Below are 21,300 nucleotides of genomic sequence, written 5' to 3' on the forward strand. Positions count from 1 at the left end.
GGTTGATTTCCCAGTTTAGCGAAAATTCACCTATTAAGAAATCCACTATTTGACCAGTTAAGCCCGTTATCTATGGTATTGCTGAATGGCTTCACACTCTTGCCAATCAAATGCATCAACAAGACTTTGCCAGACCGCATCAAAGTTTGCAGAAATGGTTATTTCCTGCTCTGTAATAGGATGAACAAACTTCAGTTCAGAAGCGTGTAGCAATAGGCGGTGCGAATCGTAGTGTTCGCGAAACAAACGATTGTGCTTGCCATCACCGTGACTAGTATCACCAATAATCGGGTGACTCAGATGGTGCATGTGTCGGCGGAGTTGATGTTTACGACCAGTCTTAGGTTTCATCTCGACCAGGCAATAGCGACTAGTTGGGAATCGCCCTGTTGAATAAGGCACTTCAACCGATGCCAATGGCTGATAAGCGGTTACTGCAGGCTGCGCTTCCTTGTCTTGAGAAGCAAATTTATCGGCGATTTTGTCAAGCTCCACTTTAAGAGGGTAATCGAGAACATCACCCTCAGTGATCCAGCCTCGAACGATGGCATGATAGGTTTTCTCAATGTTGTGCTCAGCAAACATCGGCATAGCCTGTGAAGCGATTTCACTAGACAGAGCAAATAACAACACGCCAGACGTTGGTCGATCTAAGCGATGCAGTGGGAATACATGTTGGCCAATTTGGTCTCGTAATGTTTGCATGACAAAACGTGTTTCGTTTTTATCAAGCCACGAACGATGCACAAGCATACCCGCAGGTTTATTTACCGCGACTAAATATTGGTCTTGATAAACGATCTCTAGTGGTTCCACGGCAGGTAGAGTCATGGTTTCGGTCATTTGGCGTTATCATCCAGTTTTTTCAATACAAGGATTATTTCTTGATACTCAGGGCGCAGCTTCCATACCTCTTCAAAGTAAGGAGCGATCTCAAAGCCCTTCGGTAATGGCTGTCCCGTCTCTATCATAGATTCAATACGCTGAATAAAAACCCACTGTAGCCACTCATGGGGTTCCAAAGTATCGACAGAGAAAGGTTGTTGGCTGCTCATCGCACTGGCTGTTGGCTCTTGGATTTGCCACAGTGCATGTTTTTTAAGCAACTCTTTTAGCTCTACGAGCAATAGCTTCATGGTAAATAGGCCGTTCGTTAGATTGCGGTCTCATCATTCGATGAAATTGGCAACCAATGACTTGAAAATTCGCGATAGAATACCATCTATTGTTCTATACCCAAACCGTACTAGGAATTACTCCATGGATACCATTCATACTTTGTCGGACCTTCTGGTAAACAGTGGCTGCGAATATCACATTTATGATATTTCTCGACGAGTTCAGCGCATCGACAATGATCAATTTGCCAACGTTGAGCAAGCAAGCCAACCGTACCCTTATCCGATTCAAAGACAGGCACAGTTTGCGATTGCCTACTGGAACGCGGAGAAACAACCTTGGATATGGTTTCTGAAGTTTAACCTCGATGAGCGTGGCCTACTTAGTCAGGCTGATGTGGGCCAGTTTCTTAAGTTTGTGATGGAAGCGATGGGGAGTCGGCTGAGTAAAGAAATGAGTGAAGAGCAACAACAAAAGCTCGCTAATAATCCATTTACGTTCAAACCAAAAGACGACAAGCTTGCCGTGTTTCATAGCGTACTTCGTGCTGAGTTAGCACTACCAACCAGCCAATACTACACGCATGCGCAAGAATATTTTGCCGGTAAGCTGGGATGGGATAATTGGCAAACTGTCGGTCTACAAGGTATTACTGACATTGCCGCTCGTCTCAGTACTGATGATAACAGTCGACTAGTAAGAACCAGTTTACGACATATTGCTAACGAGCCGAGATATGCTCTGCTTGGAGCCTTGGAGCATATTGCCCTTCCAGCAAAACTTTCTGATACCTTATTTGAATTGGCACAAAAAGAGGTGGAGACAGAGTATACCGATCTGTTCCTACTATCCGCATATGTCCGTGCCTTATCTGGAGGAAAACCGGAACAACTTGAGTCGCTGATTACTACCATTTTGGCCAGTGCGACACTCAGTCATCAAGAAATTCTCATCGCAATCGCGGGTCGCTCTTGGTTACCGTTAACGACACCAGCGCTGGCAGAGCAATTTCTGATTAGGCTGGCACAAACAGGAAACCAGACTCTGTTCAACCAGCTGTTCGCCGATCTGGTTATGATGCCAAGTTTACGTTTGGTTCTGCTGCCACTGTTGCACTCTAGTCCGTCCCCTGAACTAGCACAGGCTTTAGTTGCGCTTCAGCAAAGCGCCACTCAGGGCCGGATGCACTAAGGAGACCTAACGGTGATCAACAATTTACTGATGATCTTAGCATTGAGCTTATTTTGCTTTTTGTTTTGGCAACAAAGACGACAAGGTGAAATTGCTAAAGCTGCGGTAAGTAGGCGTTGCAAAGAATTGGATCTGCAGATGCTTAGCGTGTCGTTCGGCGCACACAAACTAAGAGATGCCAACGGTAGATGGGGTTGGCATACTATTTATGAATTTGAGTTTTCAGCCCTAGGCGATGATTACTATCAAGGAAAGCTGTTGATGAAAGGCTTTCATGTTCTGAATTTTCATCTGCCACCGCACCGAATGTAGATTGAAAGATCAAATACGGGCCATGTTCATCTTTCGCATGGCCTATTTGCTCAAAGTCGAGCTTCTTAAGTAGTCTGATGGAAGGTTCATGATCAGTATCGACATTCGCCGTCAATTTACTTAATCCCAAGGTGGCAACCACGTCAGGAATAAACGCGCGCAACACTTCCGTGGCAATACCTTTATTCCAATACTGTTTATCAAAGATATAGCCCAGTTCCCCTTCACTACTCGCATGCCTGTCGACAAATATATGACCTAGATAGTCCCGGGTTCGAATGTCCAAGACTGCCATGGCATAAATATCAGGGTCGGTTAAGATCGATTGAAAAATAGTGCGTGCTTTTGCCAGCGTGTGAGGCCCATTCATGTGCTTTCTATTCTTAGCACAGACGTTAAGCATGAGAAAATCCGACTCGAGATGGTCGGTATAGGGGATTAATACTGTCCGTAGCGTAGCGATCGTCATAACGTTATTACATTCCTTTGATTTCGCGTGCAGACTATAACAAGTGATTCCATGAGATTTATTGATCTCAGATATAAGAAAAGCCCCAACACTTGCGTATTGGGGCTATAGTCTTACTCGCAGCAGTCCGGCTACTAAAAATGCTCCATGCATCATCCGTAATAGTGGCTGAATCCTTCAGCTATATCCATTCGTCGCCGTCCTAGCGGTGTCCATCTCATCCAATGACGCTAACCATCCCAGTCAGCTCGCTTCACTTGTTCCTTGAGCGGTGTCCTTGACCATCTTCCTGATGGGGTTCCTTCACTCTTCCTGAGTGTATCCTTTTCCTTTTAAATCATCTTCCTGATGATTGTTCGCATCCCGCGCTATCCTAACTTCCTTGCTGGTTACGATTCCCTTGGTAACCAAATCTTCTTCCTGAAGATGACCTTCCAATGTCTTTCCTGTTCCGTGTCAGCATCCTTCCGACAAGTTCTAATTTACGCGATTGCCGTTTTTGAGCAATGCAGAAAACTCAATTTTTTCCGCACCAAAATGTTTCACAACGGTTAAAAATCAATAAATACAAACACTTAATATTATTTCCTTCCAAATTTCTCGCGCTTTTATCTCTTTCTCTCACAACTGCTGTGAGAGATCTCGCACAAGCCTCTTCCGTTTTAGCGCGCTTATTAATGAAGCCATCAATGCCAAAGTGTGACGAGAATCGACTTTTGCTTTTCTGTACCCCGACCAAAATCACAGGTACTATTTAGTTATCCCTTATTGAATGGAAAAAAACATGCTAACGAAAGATGTCTCCGCAGAAATTGAAGCGGCTTTAAACTCATTGCATGCTGAGGGCAAGGAACCAACAGTCGCTTTGGTAAAGGCGCGTTTGAAGACCAAAGTGCCTATGCCTGCACTAATCACTGTAATTAAGTCCTGGAAGAGTAGCCAACACGTTCCTAAAGTTGAAGTGGCTGCTGAGCCTGAGATTCAGCCATTGGAACTCAGAGTGAAGGAATTAGAACAACAAGTCGCGCTACTGACGGAAAGACTGACCAAGCTGGAGCAGAACAATGGTTAAGATTTGGGTGGATGCCGATGCGTGTCCAAAGGTAATTCGCGAAACCATTTGTCGAGCAGCAGAGCGAACCGGATTAACCTGCACATTCGTGGCGAATCACGCGGTGCCTGTACCAAAACGAGAGAACATTCACTCACTCACTGTGCCTTCAGGGTTTGATATCGCTGACAATGAAATTGTAAGGCGTGTTAGCGAGGGCGATTTAGTCATCACATCAGATATCCCGCTTGCAGATGAAGTCATCACCAAGAATGCCCTAGCGCTAAGTCCGCGCGGCGAGATGTACACTAAAGATACAATTAAAGCACGACTCAACATTCGCGACTTTATGGATACCATGCGCTCGAGTGGCGTTCAAACTGGCGGGCCCGCACCGTTAGGACAAACTGAACGACGCGAATTTGCCAATAATTTAGACCGCTTTTTGGCTAAAGCGAAGCGATAGCGCACTCCAAGTAAGTCGTCGGTGCAAACAGAAGCGCACAAACAAAAAAGTCAGAGCTTATGGCTCTGACTTTTTCAATTCATAATGCTTGTGATTAATTACGCACGTGGCAAGTAATCAGCCTTTCCAACCCACTTGTAGCTGGTTAGTTCTTCTAAGCCCATTGGACCACGAGCATGAAGCTTCTGAGTAGACACGGCAACTTCAGCACCTAAGCCAAACTGCGCTCCATCGGTAAAACGCGTAGATGCGTTAACATAAACCGCTGCCGAACCTGCTGAGTTGATGAACTTTTCTGAGTTCACCAAGCTGTTAGTCATAATAGCGTCGGAGTGACTGGCATTATGTATTCGCATATGGTGAATCGCTTCTTCCACATCCGCAACCACTTTCACACCTAGCGTAAAACTCAACCACTCAGTATCAAAATCGCCTTCGCCTGCACTTCTTAAATCTGCAGCGCCAGCTAGAATAGCCTCCGCCTTTGGCTCAGCGACTAGGCTCACTTTACCTTTGAGACGCTCGGCAAGCATCGATAAGAACTCCGCCGCTACCTTCTCATGCACTAGTAGGGTGTCCAATGCATTACACGCAGATGGACGCTGAACTTTAGAGTTTTCAACCACATCTAAAGAACGTACTAGGTCAGCAGACTCATCAACGAAAATATGACTGATACCAAAGCCGCCAATGATTACTGGTATATTACTGTTCTCTTTACACATTTTGTGTAAACCGGCACCACCACGAGGAATGATCATATCGACATAATCATCCAACTTAAGCAGTTGTGATACAAGCTCACGATCTGGCTTTTCAATATACTGAACCGAAGCAGCTGGTAAGCCCGCTTTATCTAACGCCAATTGAATGACTTTCACCAGTTCCATATTGGAGTAAAACGTCTCTTTACCGCCACGCAGAATGCTTGCGTTACCTGTTTTTAGGCAGAGCGCCGCAATATCGATGGTTACGTTTGGACGCGCTTCATAGATAACACCTACTACACCAAGTGGCACGCGACGACGAGACAGACTCATGCCGTTCTCAAGGATTTTGCTGTCAATTTCACTGCCAACAGGATCTGACAAGGTGATCACATTGCGCACGTCATCAGCAATGCCTTTCAAGCGCTGCTCGTTTAACAGCAAACGGTCCAAAAGTGCTTCGGTAAGCCCTGCTTGACGGCCAAGTTCAATGTCTTTAGCGTTTGCCGCTAAGATTACGTCAGCATTCGCTTCTAGCTCATCAGCAATGATCTGTAGCGCATTGTTTTTTTGAGCAGTCGATGCAGTAGCCAGAGAGAAGCTTGCTTGCTTGGCATTCTGACCGAGTTTAATCATATCCATTACTTATCCCTTTATTCTTAATCTTGAATGACAACCATATCGTCGCGGTGAATGACTTCAGCACCATAGTCATAGCCTAGAGTCTCACCGATTTCTTTACTGTGTTTACCTGCAATTTTCGCTAGGTCAGTATCGGAGTAGCCACAAATTCCTTTTGCAACCAGTGCTCCGTCTTTGGTTGTCACACGCACCACTTCACCTCGAGCGAAGCGGCCTGAAACTTTAACAACACCTTTTGCGAGTAAACTGCTGCCTTTGCCAATCACAGCATTGACTGCCCCCGCATCGATGACAATGTTACCCGTTGCTGCCGGGCCAGCAAGAATCCAACGTTTACGATTCTCTAGTGCTTCTGGAAGTGGTAGGAAGCGTGTACCTTGGGGCTCATCTGACAACGAATCAAACACCACGTTCTCAGCACTACCAGCAGCGATAATAACTTCAATACCGGCACGACGTGCAATATCCGCTGCCTGAAGTTTGGTTGCCATACCGCCTGTGCCCAATGTCGTTCCACTGCCGCCAGCAATCTTACGAAGCGTTTCATCAATCGTAGTGACTTCGCGAATAAGTTCCGCATTAGGATCCTTGCGAGGATCGGCGGTAAACAGGCCACGCTGATCGGTTAACAGCAGCAGTTTGTCTGCACCACACAAGATACCCACCAATGCTGACAGGTTATCGTTATCACCAACTTTAATCTCGCTAGTCGCAACCGCATCATTCTCATTTACAACCGGAATAATGTCGTTTTCCACTAGCGCATTGATGGTGTCACGTGCATTCAAGAATCGCTCACGATCCTCAAGATCTGCGCGTGTTAGCAGCATTTGACCGATTTTAAGTCCGTAAATCGCAAATAGCGACTCCCAAACTTGAATCAACTGACTTTGTCCCACAGCCGCTAATAGCTGCTTACTCGCCATTGAATTGGGAAGTGCGGGGTATCCTAGGTGCTCTCTGCCTGCGGCAATAGCACCAGAAGATACCATAACCACAGAATGACCAAGCTTTTTCAGCTCAGCACATTGTCTAACGAGCTCGACCATATGCGCTTTGTTTAGCGCTAGGGAACCACCTGTAAGAACGCTTGTTCCTAACTTCACCACTACAGTTTTTTTGTCTGTAGCTTGACGATTAATATCAGTTGTCATCTCTGTTTGTTGGACACGAAAGTTAAATAAGGAGTGATGTTTTAGCAATCAAACATCATTTATACAAGTAAAAAGTGAGAGGATTGGAAAAGCAGCAAAAAAAAGCCCCAATCGAGACATTGAGGCTTTGTAAACGTTACACGAACTCTACAGAGTCATCATGTATTGCTACATCCAACGAGAACTTTTCTTGAAGCGCAGAAACCAACTTTTCATGGAACACTTCTTGTGTTCGAGTAATCTCTTGAGTTGCTGATTCCGGAGCCGACTCTAGGACCCACTCACCTACTTGGTTATAGCGACCAATCTGATACGTTGCTTCAAATTGCTCATCAACTAGGCTCAAATCAACCCACCAACCCCAAAACTCTCTATCTTCTGGAGACTTAGTATCATCAACACAAACGGAAAGGCAATCAAAGTGATAAAACCCTTCTTTGCATAGAGGCTCTCTAAGATAAGGACCAATCGCTTTTAGAGCAGTGAGCAAACGATAATGCGTAGGGTTTTTAGCCGCTTCTGACATGGGGAAACTCCATTTATAAGTAAAATTAGTTATTGAATTGAAATAGCGTTAAATTTTCCGAGATATTTATTGTTTTATCATATATTTGATTACACGCTTATTTCATATTTAACTAATTTACCACAAATGTCACCTCCAAAGTTCGTCCTCCAACCACTTAATCGCCATTTCGAGTGATTGCTCATATCCTTTAGCAATACCTTTCGCAGGTATTTGTTTTGCCTTGCCGTAATCACTGAACATGGCTACCAAGCGGTTGTCTGAATGTGGTGAAACCATATCGCCTTCTAGGCTCATTGCTAAGATCGGCACTTTCGTGCGACGAGCACTGAGGAAGCCTTGTATCTTGAGTGACCAAGCCATTAGCTGCCCTGACAAACTATTGATATCAATAGCATCTTTGCCTAATCGAGAGCCCAGCATATCCAAATACATCTTAGGCATGTTCTGGATTTTCTTTGGACTCGTCAGCAAGTCATGGATAGGTGCGCCAAGTGATACACAGCCTTTAATCTTATTGGGTTCAAGGAAAGACAACCTAACCATCGCGTTGCCACCAAAACGGAAACCTAATAGACCTACTTTGAAATGATCGACCCATGGGATATTTGGTAGCTCGTTTAGCACAGCTTGGTGTAAGCAAGACGTGTCTTCCGTTAGGGGCCAATGAGAGCTGTGACCGATAGAAGGCATATCGACGGTTAACATCGCGATACCTGCGGGCGCAAGATAATCGCGGAACAAACGCCACATGTCTGTTTGTAAGGAGTCGAGGCCAGCACTCACTATAACAACAGGTTGTGGTTTGTCTGTGCTAACTAGATGCAGATTGGCAATAATACGTTTGTTCTTATAAGGAACCTCAATTTGCTTAATAATGTGACTAGTGCGTTTTGCTGCCTCATTGTAAGCCGTATTCGCCAGCACCTGCGCCTGTAACGCAAGATTGTCGTTCTTTAGATGAGGGTAACCTGCAATGCTAAAACAAAGTGAGGCTTTAAATAACTCTTCGGCCGAGTCATCCCCGGTCACATCATTAGCACGCTTTTGATGCAACATACCAAGCTTCGTCCACTCATAGTTCCAGTTGCCACCGTGATAGCCCATTACGGTATCCAGCCACTCGTCAACCGTACGAGAATGTTTTGATGAGGCAATGGTCGCTAACACACTTTCCTGTTCGATAGGATCAATACCCTGCCAAACCCATTGCAACCGTAGTAGGTTTCGGTACCAAGAGGTGGGGCTCTCCGCTCTGCGCTCCTCAAGCAGCTTATCGCTACTCGGCATATATCTAATCAGACGGGAGGTTTCTTTTGCCTGTTTGTTTTTCTCGAACAACGTCTCAGAGATATTCTTGCTGGTTTCTTCAGACATGTCATAGCCTTCTAATGGAACTTTGTCCTATATAGTAATAAAAAAAATGACCCAATAAAGGGTCATTTTTCGCAAATACAGATTGATGTATTTATTTTTGTTTACGGTTGATTGGCTCAACGTAAGACAGCACCATATCCCATGGCTGCTCAATCCAACAGTCCTGAGCGATGTCAACGATGTATTCATCAACAAGCTCAACACCCGCAGGTTTCGCACATACTGTTACAAATTTAGCTTTAGGGTACATCTCGCGGATCTTACGAGCAGTGTCGCCACTGTCTACTAAGTCATCAACGATTAGATAACCTTCACCATCATGCTCAGGTGCTTTTAGCACTGTCATGTCACGCTGATGATCGTGATCGTAGCTAGAGATACATACCGTATCTACGTAACGAATACCTAGCTCACGAGCCAGAATTGCAGCAGGAACCAGACCACCACGGCTTACGCCTAGAATGCCTTTCCACTGTTCTGCTGGCATTTGACGCTCAGCAAGTTGACGGCAATATGCGTGCATATTGTCCCATGTGATGATGAATTTGTTAGCCATAGTAAAAACCTAATTAAAACGTGTTCGTGCGTTATGCAGCCAAAATGTACTTCATGATAAAGATTGCCGACATTACCCATACACTTAGAGAAACGTCACGTCCTTTACCACTCAATGCTTTGATCGCCGCGTAAGCAATGAAACCTAACGAGATACCTTCTGCAATAGAGAATGTAAAAGGCATCAGCAAGCAAGTTACAACAACCGGCGCAGCTTCTGTAATGTCTCTCCAGTCGATACCAACTAGACCAGACATCATAAGAATTGCCACGTAAAACAGAGCACCTGCAGTTGCGTAAGCTGGGATCATACCCGCCAAAGGCGAGAAGAATAAAGCAAGTACAAACAAAATGCCAACAACAACTGCAGTCAGACCTGTACGACCGCCAGCAGCCACACCTGCTGTACTCTCTACATATGAGGTTGTGTTTGACGTACCCAGTAGTGCACCTACTGATGTCGCTGTTGAATCCGCTAGAAGCGCTTTGTTCAAACGTGGGATTTTGCCATCTTTGCCGATTAAATCTGCTTTTTGAGCAACGCCAACCAGCGTACCGGCAGTGTCAAACAAGTCGACGAATAAGAAAGCAAATACCACTGAAATCATGCCGATCTCAAACACAGCTGAGAAATCTAATTGCATGAAGGTAGGCGCAATGCTTGGTGGAGCAGACATGATACCGCCCCACTGCACGTCACCAAAAATAAGACCAAGACCGGTTACCGCCAAGATAGCGATCATTACTGCACCTTTTACACCACGGTGTACAAGTGCAATAGTCAGAAAGAAACCAACTGCAGCGAGAGTTGCTGGCAGTGACGTGATATGACCAAGCGAAACCAGTGTTGCTGGGTTATCGACAACAATACCCGCGTTTTTCAGCGCGATAAGTGCCAAAAATAGACCAATACCCGCAGAAATACCGGTTCTAAGCGACATTGGAATGGAGTTAATGATCCACTCACGAATTTTGAACACACTCAAAAGGATGAACAAGACACCTGAGCAAAATACTGCCGCTAGAGCCACTTGCCATGTGTAACCCATACCTAGCACAACCGCGTAGGTAAAGAACGCATTCAGCCCCATACCAGGAGCCTGTGCGATTGGATAGTTAGCTACGAAGCCCATGATGAAACAGCCAATAGCAGCCGCAAGACAGGTAGCAACGAATACTGCGCCGCGATCCATGCCGGCATCAGCTAGAATTGCTGGGTTAACAAAAATAATGTAAGCCATCGTCAGGAAGGTTGTTAAACCTGCGATGATCTCAGTGCGCACATTGGTGCCATGTTCACTGAGTTTAAACAGCCTTTCGAGCATAATCGAATCCCTAAAATGTAAAAAGTAAACGGTTGCGTAAACGATTGGCGCGAATTATAAGGTTATCAAAACGCAAATTCCACCTAGAATTTTGACTCTAAACCAAATAATTTTAAGTTGATATGAAACCTATTCGGTAACAATAACTAACAATTTGATGTAGTTACTCAATCGCCAATAGAATTCAGTGTAGTCAGGCTATTTACCGTTCGTTCACTATTTGAACGTTTTTTGAGATTAAGACGGTAGTTTGGGGAGATAAAAGGCAAAAAAAACGCCACTCAGTTGAGTGGCGGTAGAATAATTTGGTCATCAATTGGGGTATATAACCAACGAAAAATTCTAAATATAGGGGTATAAATCGTTCACTATCTACCAAAGTAGACATTGTACGCGAAGTCTTTTGTGTATACGTTTTGAGTTGTCCAAAACATCGCGCTTGCTAAACCTTTCATAAACATCACCTTCTAACAAAACATCATTGTGCATTAATTGCTTTGAATCTCGGTTCCTTGGAGGCGATAAATCGGGCTCTTTCCGTGAGCAGTATCGTTGAGTCTCTCAACTGTTCAAAAGAATACCATATCGGATTTTTATTACAAGCACAAAAGCGATCTAAGTCACAATTATTTTATTAGTGACTAATTTATTACCTAAAACTGTAATTAAATTACAAAAACAACACTATCAAATATGCACCTAGACTCATTTAAGTCTGGTAACTAAGCTTTACCATCGTTTCTACAAGATACTTCAGGTTTGACTACTACCTATTTACAACTAATGATATCCTTTGCTTTATCTTAAATAAGCTAGAAAACCAGACGTTCCCTTCAAAATAAGGGGCATCTGAGGAACAACTATCTAGCAAAGCCCGTCAAAAGGAGAGTTCCGTGTCTGAATTCCATTCTGAAATCAGTAAGTTGTCACCAGCACCTGTCTGGCAATTTTTCGATAAAATCTGCTCTATCCCTCACCCATCTAAGCATGAAGAAGCTCTTGCAGAGTACATTGTCGGCTGGGCAAAGGAGCAAGGTCTTGAAGTAAAACGTGACAAAACTGGCAACGTCTTCATTAAGAAGCCTGCTACCGCAGGAATGGAGCACAAGAAAGGTGTTGTGCTTCAAGCGCACATCGATATGGTACCGCAAAAGAACGAAGATACTGATCATGACTTTACCGTTGACCCAATTCAACCTTACATCGATGGCGAATGGGTAACCGCAAAAGGCACAACATTGGGTGCTGATAACGGTATTGGTATGGCAACATGTTTAGCTGTACTTGCTTCTAATGACATCAAACACGGTCCTCTAGAGGTATTGCTGACTATCGACGAAGAAGCTGGTATGACTGGCGCGTTTGGTCTTGAAGCAGGTTGGCTGGAAGGTGACATCCTACTTAACACGGATTCAGAGCAAGAAGGTGAAGTCTACATGGGCTGTGCTGGCGGTATCGACGCAGCAATTACTTTCGAGGTAAATCGTGAAGCAGCTCCTGAAGGTTATGTGGCGCGTCAGCTGACATTAAAAGGTCTTAAAGGCGGACACTCCGGGTGTGATATCCATACTGGTCGCGGCAATGCTAACAAGCTGCTGGCTCGCTTCCTTGCTGGTCATGCTCAAGAGTTAGACGCACGTCTTATTGAGTTCCGTGGCGGTAGCTTACGTAATGCCATCCCACGTGAAGGTTTTGTCACCCTTGCACTGCCAGAAACGAATCTAGCAAAGCTGGACGAATTATACAGCTTCTATACTGAACTGCTGAAATCTGAGCTTGGCGCTATCGAAACCGATATTGTTACCTTTAACGATGCAGCTGACTTAGCTGATGTATTTGCGACAGAATCTCAAACTCGCTTCATTGCAGCACTAAACGCTTGTCCAAATGGCGTGATTCGCATGAGTGATGATATTGAAGGCGTGGTAGAAACCTCGTTAAACGTTGGCGTTATCACCACTCAAACAGATAAAGTAGAAGTACTTTGTTTGATTCGCTCTTTAATTGACTCTGGGCGTTCACAAGTTGAAGGCATGCTAGCCTCTATCGCAGAGCTAGCTGGCGCTACTATCCAATGCTCAGGCGCATATCCTGGTTGGAAGCCTGATCCAGAATCAGAAATCATGGCTATCTTCCGTGACATGTATGAAGGTATCTATGGTCACAAACCAAACATTATGGTCATTCACGCGGGCTTAGAGTGTGGTCTGTTCAAAGAACCATACCCTAGCATGGATATGGTCTCGTTTGGCCCAACGATCAAGTTCCCTCATTCGCCAGATGAGAAAGTGAAAATCGATACCGTTGAACTGTTCTGGAACCAAATGGTTGCGCTATTAGAAGCTATTCCTGCTAAAGCATAATTCGCTGCTTTAATCGCCATGATCAAGCCGATGTTTAACCATAACATCGGCTTTTTTGTTTCATATCAAAAGGCAGTTTTGTTTTTTCCGTTACCTCTGTGTATATTGAGACAAGTTATCATTTACAGAGATCATTGATATGCAAGTTTACGGTTGTTGTGACTTAGTAAGAGAAATCTACGCCCAAATTGGTAGTGGTGACCAAGGTTATATCCCTCAGGCTATTTCTTGTGCAGTACGTGCGTTAAACGACATTGCAGCGGACGAATCCTTACCTTTGGAAACACGTGAAAAGGCAGCTTTTGCCGCGGCCAATTTACTCATTTCCGATTTTGAAGATAAGTAGAGAGCACACTATGAATCTAGCGAACTTTGAGAGTATGGACCCTGTCATGCTGATGAGTATTGTTAATATGAAGCTACGGGACGATTTTGCTGGCGATCTCGACAAACTTGCTAACTTCTTCGATATCAGTAAGTCGGCATTAATTGAGAAACTAGCAAGTGCTGGGTTTGATTTTCTTCCCGAGGCTGGTCAATTTCGATAAGACGTAGACACGACGTTTTCTTTGTAAAAAAGCTCTGCAAATGCAGAGCTTTTTTACTGATCTCATACTGTTTGTCTTAGCCAAACGATGCCCAAATAACCGTAATCACTAAGATTGGGCAGACAAATTTCACGTAGAAAGGCCATACCTTGCCAAACCAGCCAAGCTGAAAGTCTGGACAGCCTTGTTCAAGCTCTTTTATCTTACCAGCTCGGCTCCAGACCCAACCACCAAATAAGCAGAACAGCAGTGCTGCGACTGGTTGTAAATATTGCGTTGCTACCATTGCTACTAGGCCAAATAGCTCTGCAAAATTAAACACAATATAGACACTAAATAGAGCGATTAATGCGCCCAGTACCCAACTGGTTTTCTTACGGCCAGTCTTGAAGCGTTCATCTACTAACGCTACCGGACATTCAAGCATCGAAATAGAAGACGTTAGCGCTGCAATTGTAAGCAACAAGAAGAAAACAACAGAAAACACTAAACCCAATAAACCAAGAGATTCAAACATCAATGGCAGCACGGTAAAAACAAGCGTGTCGGAGCTCAATAATGAACCGTCTTCAGCATAGATTTGTACCCCTTTCTGCATAGCAACAAACATCGCTGGCATCACCACCAAACCAGCGATAAATGCCACCGCTGTATCTACTAACGTGACGTTCATCGCCATCTTCGGCAGGTTCTCTTTTTTTGAAAGGTAAGAGCCATAAATCAGCATTGAACAGCCACCTATCGTTAATGAGAAAAAACCCTGTCCCATGGCAGCAAGAATTAATTTCCTGTCCCAAACTTTTTCGAAATCAGGGATTAGGTAATGCTTGAGTCCTTCCATCGCTCCTTGTTGCATCATGATATAAACGAATAACAACGCAAATAGAATGAAGAGTGAAGGCATTAATCGGGTTGACCATTTCTCGATCCCCTGTTTAACACCACCTTGAACGATAAGAACAGTGAGAAGGTAGAAGACAATGGTACCGAACACGTTGCGTTCGACACTAAAACCCTTGAACCAGTCGGCAAGACTCGTTAAGCCTGCAATATCTGCTAACGCCCCAAACAAGAAGCAAATCAGCCAGCCACCAACAATGGAATAAAATGCTAGTACTGCGCATGGCACAGAAAGGCCAATCCAGCCAACGAGGCCGCCCGCTCGTTTACCTAGAGCATTAGTGGTTAGTGACTTCATACTATCCACTGGGTTGGCTTGACCATGACGACCAATCGCCATTTCCACAACCAACATAGGAAAGGCGACCACCGAAATCATCACCAAATAAACCAACAAAAATGCCCCACCGCCATTACTTGCAGCTTGAGTTGGGAATCCCCAGATGTTGCCGAGACCAACAGCTGCACCAGCTGCAGCCAGTATAAAGCCAAGTCGAGAACCAAAATGCTCCCTTGGAGCTGAAGAAGAATTAGAAATGTCCACTGCGAATATCATACCGTACTAGTTTGCTGGTACAGTATGATAAAAATGCGACGAGAGCAATGTTATTTAGTTAAATACTCTAATATAAACATCAGTATTAATAGTAAGTTTTTCGTTACAGCAAAAAAAAAGCAACTTAATTTACAATTACCAAGAGATGCAACACTAAAACCCAACATCCTAATACAAAAAACTCCGCTATTACTTTTTAAGCACTAGCGGAGCTCATAGATAACTTACAGTAATAACAAAGTTAAATAGTAAAGACTTGATAGTCCTTTAACTCTGGGATTTTCTTTTGAAGATCTTGCTCTTGTTCAGCAACATCATTGAGAGAATCGCAGTAATCTTCTGCTTGTTGCTTCAACGATTCAGACTGTACCTTCATGGTTTCTGACATACGAGTTTTGAGCTCGTCCATCTGCTTCGATAGTTCAGTCAAATTCAAGCCTCCCTCTTCACTCATTTTCTCTTGAAGAGCAGTAAACGCACTACTAAAGAATTCTTTATTAAAAACTTCTTTCGCTTTAGCGACATCTTGTTCCCAATTGTCCATAAAGGAGCTAAAGGCTTCAGATTGTAGAACAAACTCGCCATTATTTTCATATCGAGATTCCACATCAGCAAAAAACTCGGCAACGGCTTGTTTTACGTTTTGGAACGCTTCTGAGTTGTCAAAACTCTCTGCAACATCGTCGATAAGTTCATTGGTAAGTTCGAGCCCGTTTTCCGCAAGCTCCTTCGCTTTAGGCACGTACTTATTCATGTTTTCGCGATAACTTTCAAGTGCTTCTTTTTGCAACTGAGTCAGCTCTATCGCTTTCCCATTGATGAATAAGTTATTGTCTTGATCAATAAGTACTTTAGAAGCGGGGGTCTTTACAATTTCTACCTGCTCGCCATCAAGGTGAACTTCATTCTTGATATCGACACCACACTGACCCACAGCCAAAGCATGACCCGAGGCTAGTAAGGTGCTTAATAATAGACTACGACTGAACACTCTATTGTGTATCTTCATAAATTACCCTATAGCATACGCTTAATATAAGTGAATAATAGCATAATGCGTCAGTTTCTCTCCAATACTAACCACAACCTCATCATCAATAGACTTACCAATTAGGGCCCTACCTAAAGGAGAATGTGGTGTGACTACCTTGATTGTCGGCTCTTCAATGGTCAGGCCGCCAGCACATGGTAGTACGAAAAATCGCGACACTACTTCGTCTTCATCTTCTATCTCTACCACGGTGGTAAGTCTAACATTGTCTAGTGACGAGAATGGATTCAATACCATTTTGCGAAGTAATGCGATATCGCTTTTTACTTGCTCCAACCTCACCGCTTGCCCGTGAGCAAGGTATGACGCTTCTAAAGCCAAGGTATCATATTTATGCTCTGGCACTGTTTCTTCATTGGTAGCGGCGTCAACCGTTTTCTCCATCGCGGAAGTTAACATCACAACGTTCTGTTCCAGTTGATCGATCACGTCGTCTAGCAGCGCTTGCTTGTCCATTGAGCTCCTTACTACAATTACTAGTTAACAATGTAACGGTTAATCTTCAAACATCGTTAGTTGGCGAGCTTGCTCTATGGGCTCCAACATAACGCTTAATCCTAACAAACGAATCTCGCGGCCTTGTTGACGCTCTAACACCTCTCGCAGCAGGTCTTTAAAATATGCTAAATCCAATCTATTGTGGACATGCTCGATGGTCGTTAGTTTAAAGTCAGCAAACTTCACTTTGATGCCTTGCTTGATAACATTACGTTTAGGCTGAGATTTATTAAGCCGCATATCCAGTTCTGGATACAACTTCTCTTCTATTATTTGCCAACATTGTTCAAAGGAGGAAATATTAGTACTAAACGTCCTTTCAACACCAATAGACTTACGCTCTCGCTCAACGACCACTTCCCGCTCATCAATTCCGTGACTCTTTTTCCACAGAGAAGCGCCAAGGCGGCCAAACCGTACGATCAGCTCTCGGTAATCACTATTACGAACGTCTAAACAAGTAAAAAGACCTGCTTTGTTAAGTTTCTCAAGGCTGACCTTTCCCACTCCAGGTATCTTACCAAGTTCGAGATCATCAACAACCTGTTGTACTTTATCGGGTGGAATCACAAACTGACCATTTGGCTTATTCATGTCTGAAGCGATTTTGGCGAGAAACTTCAATGGTGCGACGCCTGCTGAAGCCGTGAGTTGTAATTCATCCCAGATGTCTTTGCGAATCGCTTCCGCAATCAGAGTTGCAGAGTTTTGACAGTGTGGAGAATCGGTAACGTCTAAATAAGCTTCGTCCAGAGACAGTGGCTCAATCAACGAAGTATAACGAGAGAATATCTCTCGAATCTTAATTGAGGTCTCTTTATAAATCTGCATACGTCCAGGGACTAGCAACAAATTGGGACAAAGCTTAAGCGCTTGTGCAGTTGGCATAGCTGAACGAACCCCAAACTTTCGAGCTTCATAATTGCATGTGCTTATTACGCCTCTCTGGCGCTCGCTGCCACCAACCGCTAGTGCCTTACCGCGATAGTGAGGATTATCTCGCATTTCCACTGCGGCGTAGAAGCAATCCATATCAACATGGATGAATTTTCGTATTTTGTCAGACACCGCCACTCACAACTGTTTATTTATACAGTTTAATTATACGACGAGTTTTCAGGTAATCAAAACAAAAAGACCAGAGCATTACTCTGGTCTTTCATAAAGTATTAAGGTTGACGCAATTATCAAAACCGCAGCAAACCAGATTGAACGCTTACGCAATACGGTCCTTTTCCCACGCTGCTAGCTTCTCAGCACGCGCTTGCTCACGTGCTTCACGCTTCTTACGTGCGTCACATGGTTCTGGGCAGTTACAAACTTTGTCAATACCTACGGCACCTAGTCCACCGCAGCTACCTTTTACTACTTTCTTCTGGATAATATAGCCAATCGACATGGCAGCAATAACCGCTAAGAAAACACCAAACGTAATTAAAAATGTATTCATGTGATTGACCTATTACTTGTTCAGATAAGGTTTAAACGCTTCTGATGCAAACTCTTCAAAACCGTCTTCTGTTTTAACTATGATAAAGGCTGGGATATTGTTTTGATCAGCGATCTCTAGTGCTTTCTCTTCACCCAAAACCATCAGTCCTGTCGCAAGTCCATCCGCTGTCATGGATGACTTATCCAAAATCGTCACCGACACCACTTTATTATGAATCGGCTTACCTGTCGAAGGATCAATGATGTGAGAATAGCGCACACCATCCTTCTCAAAGTAGTTACGATAGTCACCTGACGTGGCAATCGCCATATCTCCAGGTTCAATAATTTCTTGTACATTGCGCTCGTCTACGGTTGGCTTTTCAATCGCAATACGCCATTTCACGCTGTCACGATTAATCCCTTTCAGACGCATTTCACCACCCACTTCAACCATGTAATCTTGAATACCGATACTTTCAAGGTAGTTAGCTAAAACATCAACGCCCCAACCTTTTGCAATAGTAGATAGATCTACATACAGACTACGAAGGTCTTTTCTTAACGTTGTATCGGTTGCAGACAAATGCTTGATGCCAGTTTGCGCCTTACGAGACGCCAGTTCTTCATCACTCGGGACTACTTCTGGACGAGCTTCTGGTCCAAAACCCCACAAGTTAACCAACGGACCTACTGTCACATCAAGTGCGCCTTGTGTCACTTCATTCAAACGAATAGCTTCGTTAACTACGATAGCGGTTTGTCGTGAAACAGGGAATGGTTCCGTACCATAGTAACGATTGAAGCGACTCAGTTCAGAGTCTTGACGATACGTCGACATCTGATCGTTTACTTCTTCAAGTAATCGATTGATTTCAGCTTGAATGACTTCCGGTTTAGGGGACGTATCAGTCACAATGTACTTAACATTGTAGATTGTGCCCATTGTTGGTCCACTCAAATGAACCTGCTCACGCTGATTACCGCAACCCGACAAAATTACAGTCGCAAACAATACAACCAAAATTAGCTTAAGATGTTTAGCTAGATGAAACATACCTTTACTCACCTACTTTCAAAAGTATTTACGTTTGCCCAAAAAATAAATTTCTAGACAAACGTGAATAGTTTCAGAAACTTAGAAACAGGAAATGTGTTGTCCCTGAAAATACAAATGGCTGACTCACATGAGCCAGCCATGTCGATGCTTCAACGAAGATTAACCACCGAAGTCATCTAGAAGAATGTTTTCATCTTCTACACCAAGATCTTTCAGCATGCCGATAACAGCCGCATTCATCATTGGTGGACCACACATGTAGTATTCACAATCTTCTGGTGCTTCGTGATCTTTGAGGTAGTTCTCATAGATTACGTTGTGGATGAAGCCTGTGTAACCATCCCAGTTATCTTCTGGCATTGGGTCAGATAGAGCAACGTGCCACTGGAAGTTATCGTTCTCAGCCTGTAGGCCGTCGAAATCTTCTACATAGAACATTTCACGTACAGAACGAGCACCATACCAGAAAGACATCTTACGCTTAGACTTCAGACGCTTAAGTTGGTCAAAGATGTGCGAGCGCATTGGAGCCATACCAGCACCGCCACCGATGAATACCATTTCGTTGTCTGTTTCTTTCGCGAAGAACTCACCGAACGGACCTGAAATCGTACACTTGTCACCTTCTTTAAGTGACCAGATGAACGATGACATGATACCCGGTGGTACATCAGGATTATTAGGCGGCGGCGTAGCGATACGCACGTTTAGCATAATAATGCCTTCTTCTTCTGGGTAGTTAGCCATTGAGTATGCACGGATGCATTCTTCATTAACCACTGACTCATAGCGGAACAAGTTAAACTTGTCCCAGTCTTCACGATACTCTTCAGGTACGTCGAAGTCAGAGTACTTAACATGGTGAGCAGGTGCTTCGATCTGGATATAACCACCAGCACGGAAAGGTACTGATTCGCCATCTGGAATCTGAAGCTTAAGCTCTTTGATGAAGGTTGCTTTGTTATCGTTTGAAATAACACTACATTCCCACTTCTTAACACCGAAGATTTCTTCTGGAAGCTCGATGTCCATGTCCGTCTTCATGTTAACCTGACATGCTAGACGCTCACCTTCACGTGCTTCACCTTTAGTAATATGGTCAAGCTCAGTAGGCAGAATGTCGCCACCACCAGTTTTCACTTTCACGCGGCACTGACCACAAGAGCCACCACCACCACAAGCAGAAGACACGAATACGCCAGCACCAGCTAGAGCACCCAGAAGCTTACCGCCTGGTTGAGTTACGATTGCCTTCTCAGGATCGCCGTTTACAGAGATCGTGATGTCGCCTGTTGGTACTAGCTTAGATTTAGCGAACAAAATCACTAAAACTAGGGCTAGAACAATCAGCGTAAACATCACTACACCAAGAATAATGTCCATTGACTATTCCTTATACCTTACAGTTGAACACCAGAGAAAGACATGAAGCCTAGTGCCATCAGACCTACTGTGATGAACGTGATACCAAGACCACGAAGACCAGGAGGTACATCAGAGTACTTCATCTTCTCACGGATACCCGCTAGCGCAACGATAGCTAGCATCCAACCCACACCAGAACCAAAGCCGTAAACGACTGATTCAGCAAAGTTGTAATCACGCTGTACCATAAATGATACGCCACCAAAGATTGCACAGTTCACCGTGATTAGCGGTAGGAAGATACCTAGTGCGTTATACAAAGGTGGGAAGAAGCGGTCTAGTACCATCTCCAGGATTTGTACTAGTGCTGCGATTACACCGATAAAGGTAATAAAGTTCAAAAAGCTAAGGTCGACACCTGCAACTAGCGCATTTTCTTTTAGAACTAGGTTATACAGTAGGTTGTTTACAGGTACTGCGACTGTAAGTACAACGATTACTGCGACACCAAGACCGAAAGAAGTTTTAACTTTCTTTGAAACCGCTAGGAATGTACACATACCCAAGAAGAAAGAAAGCGCCAAGTTTTCGATGAAAATCGACTTAACTAATAAGCTAATATAATGTTCCATGA

The 21,300-nt window shown here is 44.0% G+C and carries 24 protein-coding genes; 7 read left to right on the plus strand and 17 right to left on the minus strand.

Annotation, left to right across the window (positions count from 1 at the left end; all coding sequences use genetic code 11):
* Positions 1-66 precede the first annotated feature (66 nt).
* Together truC and HOP38_RS12385 are read right to left on the minus strand one after the other, a co-directional pair.
* Entirely contained in the window at positions 67-843 is a 777-nt protein-coding gene (gene truC, locus HOP38_RS12380; protein WP_198558162.1) for a tRNA pseudouridine(65) synthase TruC, read from the minus strand.
* Entirely contained in the window at positions 840-1,136 is a 297-nt protein-coding gene (locus HOP38_RS12385) for a YqcC family protein (RefSeq protein ID WP_198558163.1), read from the minus strand. The genes truC and HOP38_RS12385 overlap by 4 nt, the downstream gene beginning before the upstream one ends.
* Positions 1,137-1,260: 124 nt before the next feature.
* Here HOP38_RS12385 and HOP38_RS12390 point away from each other — a divergent pair, with 124 nt between their 5' ends.
* Together HOP38_RS12390 and HOP38_RS12395 are read left to right on the plus strand one after the other, a co-directional pair.
* The gene (locus HOP38_RS12390; RefSeq protein ID WP_198558164.1) at positions 1,261-2,310 is read left to right on the plus strand and encodes a DUF3549 family protein; all 1,050 of its coding nucleotides are present in this window, start codon (positions 1,261-1,263) and stop codon (positions 2,308-2,310) included.
* A gap of 12 nt (positions 2,311-2,322) precedes the next feature.
* The gene (locus HOP38_RS12395) at positions 2,323-2,622 is read left to right on the plus strand and encodes a DUF3301 domain-containing protein (RefSeq protein ID WP_198558165.1); all 300 of its coding nucleotides are present in this window, start codon (positions 2,323-2,325) and stop codon (positions 2,620-2,622) included.
* Here the strand turns inward: HOP38_RS12395 and HOP38_RS12400 are convergent.
* The gene (locus HOP38_RS12400; RefSeq protein WP_242456526.1) at positions 2,513-3,025 is read right to left on the minus strand and encodes a GNAT family N-acetyltransferase; all 513 of its coding nucleotides are present in this window, start codon (positions 3,023-3,025) and stop codon (positions 2,513-2,515) included. The two genes, HOP38_RS12395 and HOP38_RS12400, sit on opposite strands and share 110 nt — an antisense overlap.
* An 850-nt stretch (positions 3,026-3,875) precedes the next feature.
* Between HOP38_RS12400 and HOP38_RS12405 the strand changes: the two genes are divergently transcribed.
* Entirely contained in the window at positions 3,876-4,163 is a 288-nt protein-coding gene (locus HOP38_RS12405) for a hypothetical protein (protein WP_006069864.1), read from the plus strand.
* Positions 4,156-4,608: a YaiI/YqxD family protein gene (locus tag HOP38_RS12410; RefSeq protein WP_038229268.1), complete on the plus strand. Its 453-nt coding sequence runs from the start codon at positions 4,156-4,158 to the stop codon at positions 4,606-4,608. Before HOP38_RS12405 ends, HOP38_RS12410 begins: the two co-directional genes overlap by 8 nt.
* A 98-nt stretch (positions 4,609-4,706) precedes the next feature.
* Here HOP38_RS12410 and HOP38_RS12415 read toward each other — a convergent pair whose 3' ends face one another.
* The 6 genes from HOP38_RS12415 to HOP38_RS12440 all read right to left on the minus strand — a co-directional run bounded on the left by HOP38_RS12415 (position 4,707) and on the right by HOP38_RS12440 (position 10,894).
* On the minus strand, positions 4,707-5,957 hold the full coding sequence (locus tag HOP38_RS12415; protein WP_198558167.1) for a glutamate-5-semialdehyde dehydrogenase: 1,251 nt from the start codon (positions 5,955-5,957) through the stop codon (positions 4,707-4,709).
* 17 nt (positions 5,958-5,974) lie between these two features.
* On the minus strand, positions 5,975-7,111 hold the full coding sequence (gene proB, locus HOP38_RS12420; RefSeq protein WP_082795499.1) for a glutamate 5-kinase: 1,137 nt from the start codon (positions 7,109-7,111) through the stop codon (positions 5,975-5,977).
* Positions 7,112-7,247: 136 nt separating this feature from the next.
* Positions 7,248-7,637, minus strand: coding sequence for a sigma factor-binding protein Crl (crl, locus tag HOP38_RS12425; protein WP_006075710.1), 390 nt, complete (start codon positions 7,635-7,637; stop codon positions 7,248-7,250).
* A gap of 129 nt (positions 7,638-7,766) precedes the next feature.
* Positions 7,767-9,014, minus strand: coding sequence for an esterase FrsA (gene frsA, locus HOP38_RS12430; protein WP_124940143.1), 1,248 nt, complete (start codon positions 9,012-9,014; stop codon positions 7,767-7,769).
* A gap of 91 nt (positions 9,015-9,105) precedes the next feature.
* Positions 9,106-9,570, minus strand: a complete 465-nt coding sequence (gene gpt, locus HOP38_RS12435) for a xanthine phosphoribosyltransferase (protein ID WP_038229262.1) — start codon at positions 9,568-9,570, stop codon at positions 9,106-9,108.
* Between the two features lie 31 nt (positions 9,571-9,601).
* Positions 9,602-10,894 carry an NCS2 family permease gene (locus tag HOP38_RS12440; RefSeq protein ID WP_031494607.1) on the minus strand — a complete coding sequence of 431 codons (1,293 nt, stop codon included), beginning with the start codon at positions 10,892-10,894 and terminating at the stop codon, positions 9,602-9,604.
* 893 nt (positions 10,895-11,787) lie between these two features.
* Here HOP38_RS12440 and HOP38_RS12445 point away from each other — a divergent pair.
* From HOP38_RS12445 to HOP38_RS12455, 3 genes are all read left to right on the plus strand, one after another.
* On the plus strand, positions 11,788-13,257 hold the full coding sequence (locus HOP38_RS12445) for an aminoacyl-histidine dipeptidase (RefSeq protein WP_088876084.1): 1,470 nt from the start codon (positions 11,788-11,790) through the stop codon (positions 13,255-13,257).
* A 139-nt stretch (positions 13,258-13,396) separates the two neighbouring features.
* Complete coding sequence (locus HOP38_RS12450; protein ID WP_006075713.1) at positions 13,397-13,603, plus strand: YaeP family protein; 207 nt, start codon at positions 13,397-13,399, stop codon at positions 13,601-13,603.
* A gap of 10 nt (positions 13,604-13,613) precedes the next feature.
* Entirely contained in the window at positions 13,614-13,805 is a 192-nt protein-coding gene (locus HOP38_RS12455; protein WP_198558168.1) for a DUF4250 domain-containing protein, read from the plus strand.
* 76 nt (positions 13,806-13,881) lie between these two features.
* On the opposite strand, the gene HOP38_RS12460 is transcribed toward HOP38_RS12455, so the two are convergent.
* From HOP38_RS12460 to nqrE, 8 genes are all read right to left on the minus strand, one after another.
* On the minus strand, positions 13,882-15,243 hold the full coding sequence (locus tag HOP38_RS12460; protein ID WP_198558283.1) for a sodium-dependent transporter: 1,362 nt from the start codon (positions 15,241-15,243) through the stop codon (positions 13,882-13,884).
* A gap of 259 nt (positions 15,244-15,502) precedes the next feature.
* Complete coding sequence (locus HOP38_RS12465) at positions 15,503-16,270, minus strand: YggN family protein (protein ID WP_198558169.1); 768 nt, start codon at positions 16,268-16,270, stop codon at positions 15,503-15,505.
* Positions 16,271-16,291: 21 nt separating this feature from the next.
* Complete coding sequence (locus tag HOP38_RS12470) at positions 16,292-16,768, minus strand: GreA/GreB family elongation factor (protein WP_171390857.1); 477 nt, start codon at positions 16,766-16,768, stop codon at positions 16,292-16,294.
* 39 nt (positions 16,769-16,807) lie between these two features.
* Positions 16,808-17,878: a DNA polymerase IV gene (gene dinB, locus HOP38_RS12475; protein ID WP_198558170.1), complete on the minus strand. Its 1,071-nt coding sequence runs from the start codon at positions 17,876-17,878 to the stop codon at positions 16,808-16,810.
* 148 nt (positions 17,879-18,026) lie between these two features.
* Positions 18,027-18,260, minus strand: a complete 234-nt coding sequence (gene nqrM, locus HOP38_RS12480; RefSeq protein ID WP_006075179.1) for a (Na+)-NQR maturation NqrM — start codon at positions 18,258-18,260, stop codon at positions 18,027-18,029.
* A 12-nt stretch (positions 18,261-18,272) separates the two neighbouring features.
* Complete coding sequence (locus HOP38_RS12485; protein WP_198558171.1) at positions 18,273-19,298, minus strand: FAD:protein FMN transferase; 1,026 nt, start codon at positions 19,296-19,298, stop codon at positions 18,273-18,275.
* A gap of 162 nt (positions 19,299-19,460) precedes the next feature.
* On the minus strand, positions 19,461-20,684 hold the full coding sequence (gene nqrF, locus HOP38_RS12490) for an NADH:ubiquinone reductase (Na(+)-transporting) subunit F (protein ID WP_006075181.1): 1,224 nt from the start codon (positions 20,682-20,684) through the stop codon (positions 19,461-19,463).
* A gap of 17 nt (positions 20,685-20,701) precedes the next feature.
* Positions 20,702-21,298: an NADH:ubiquinone reductase (Na(+)-transporting) subunit E gene (nqrE, locus tag HOP38_RS12495; RefSeq protein ID WP_006075182.1), complete on the minus strand. Its 597-nt coding sequence runs from the start codon at positions 21,296-21,298 to the stop codon at positions 20,702-20,704.
* Positions 21,299-21,300 lie beyond the last annotated feature (2 nt).

The sequence above is a fragment of the Vibrio mediterranei genome (assembly GCF_013364395.1).
Taxonomy (GTDB): domain Bacteria; phylum Pseudomonadota; class Gammaproteobacteria; order Enterobacterales; family Vibrionaceae; genus Vibrio; species Vibrio mediterranei.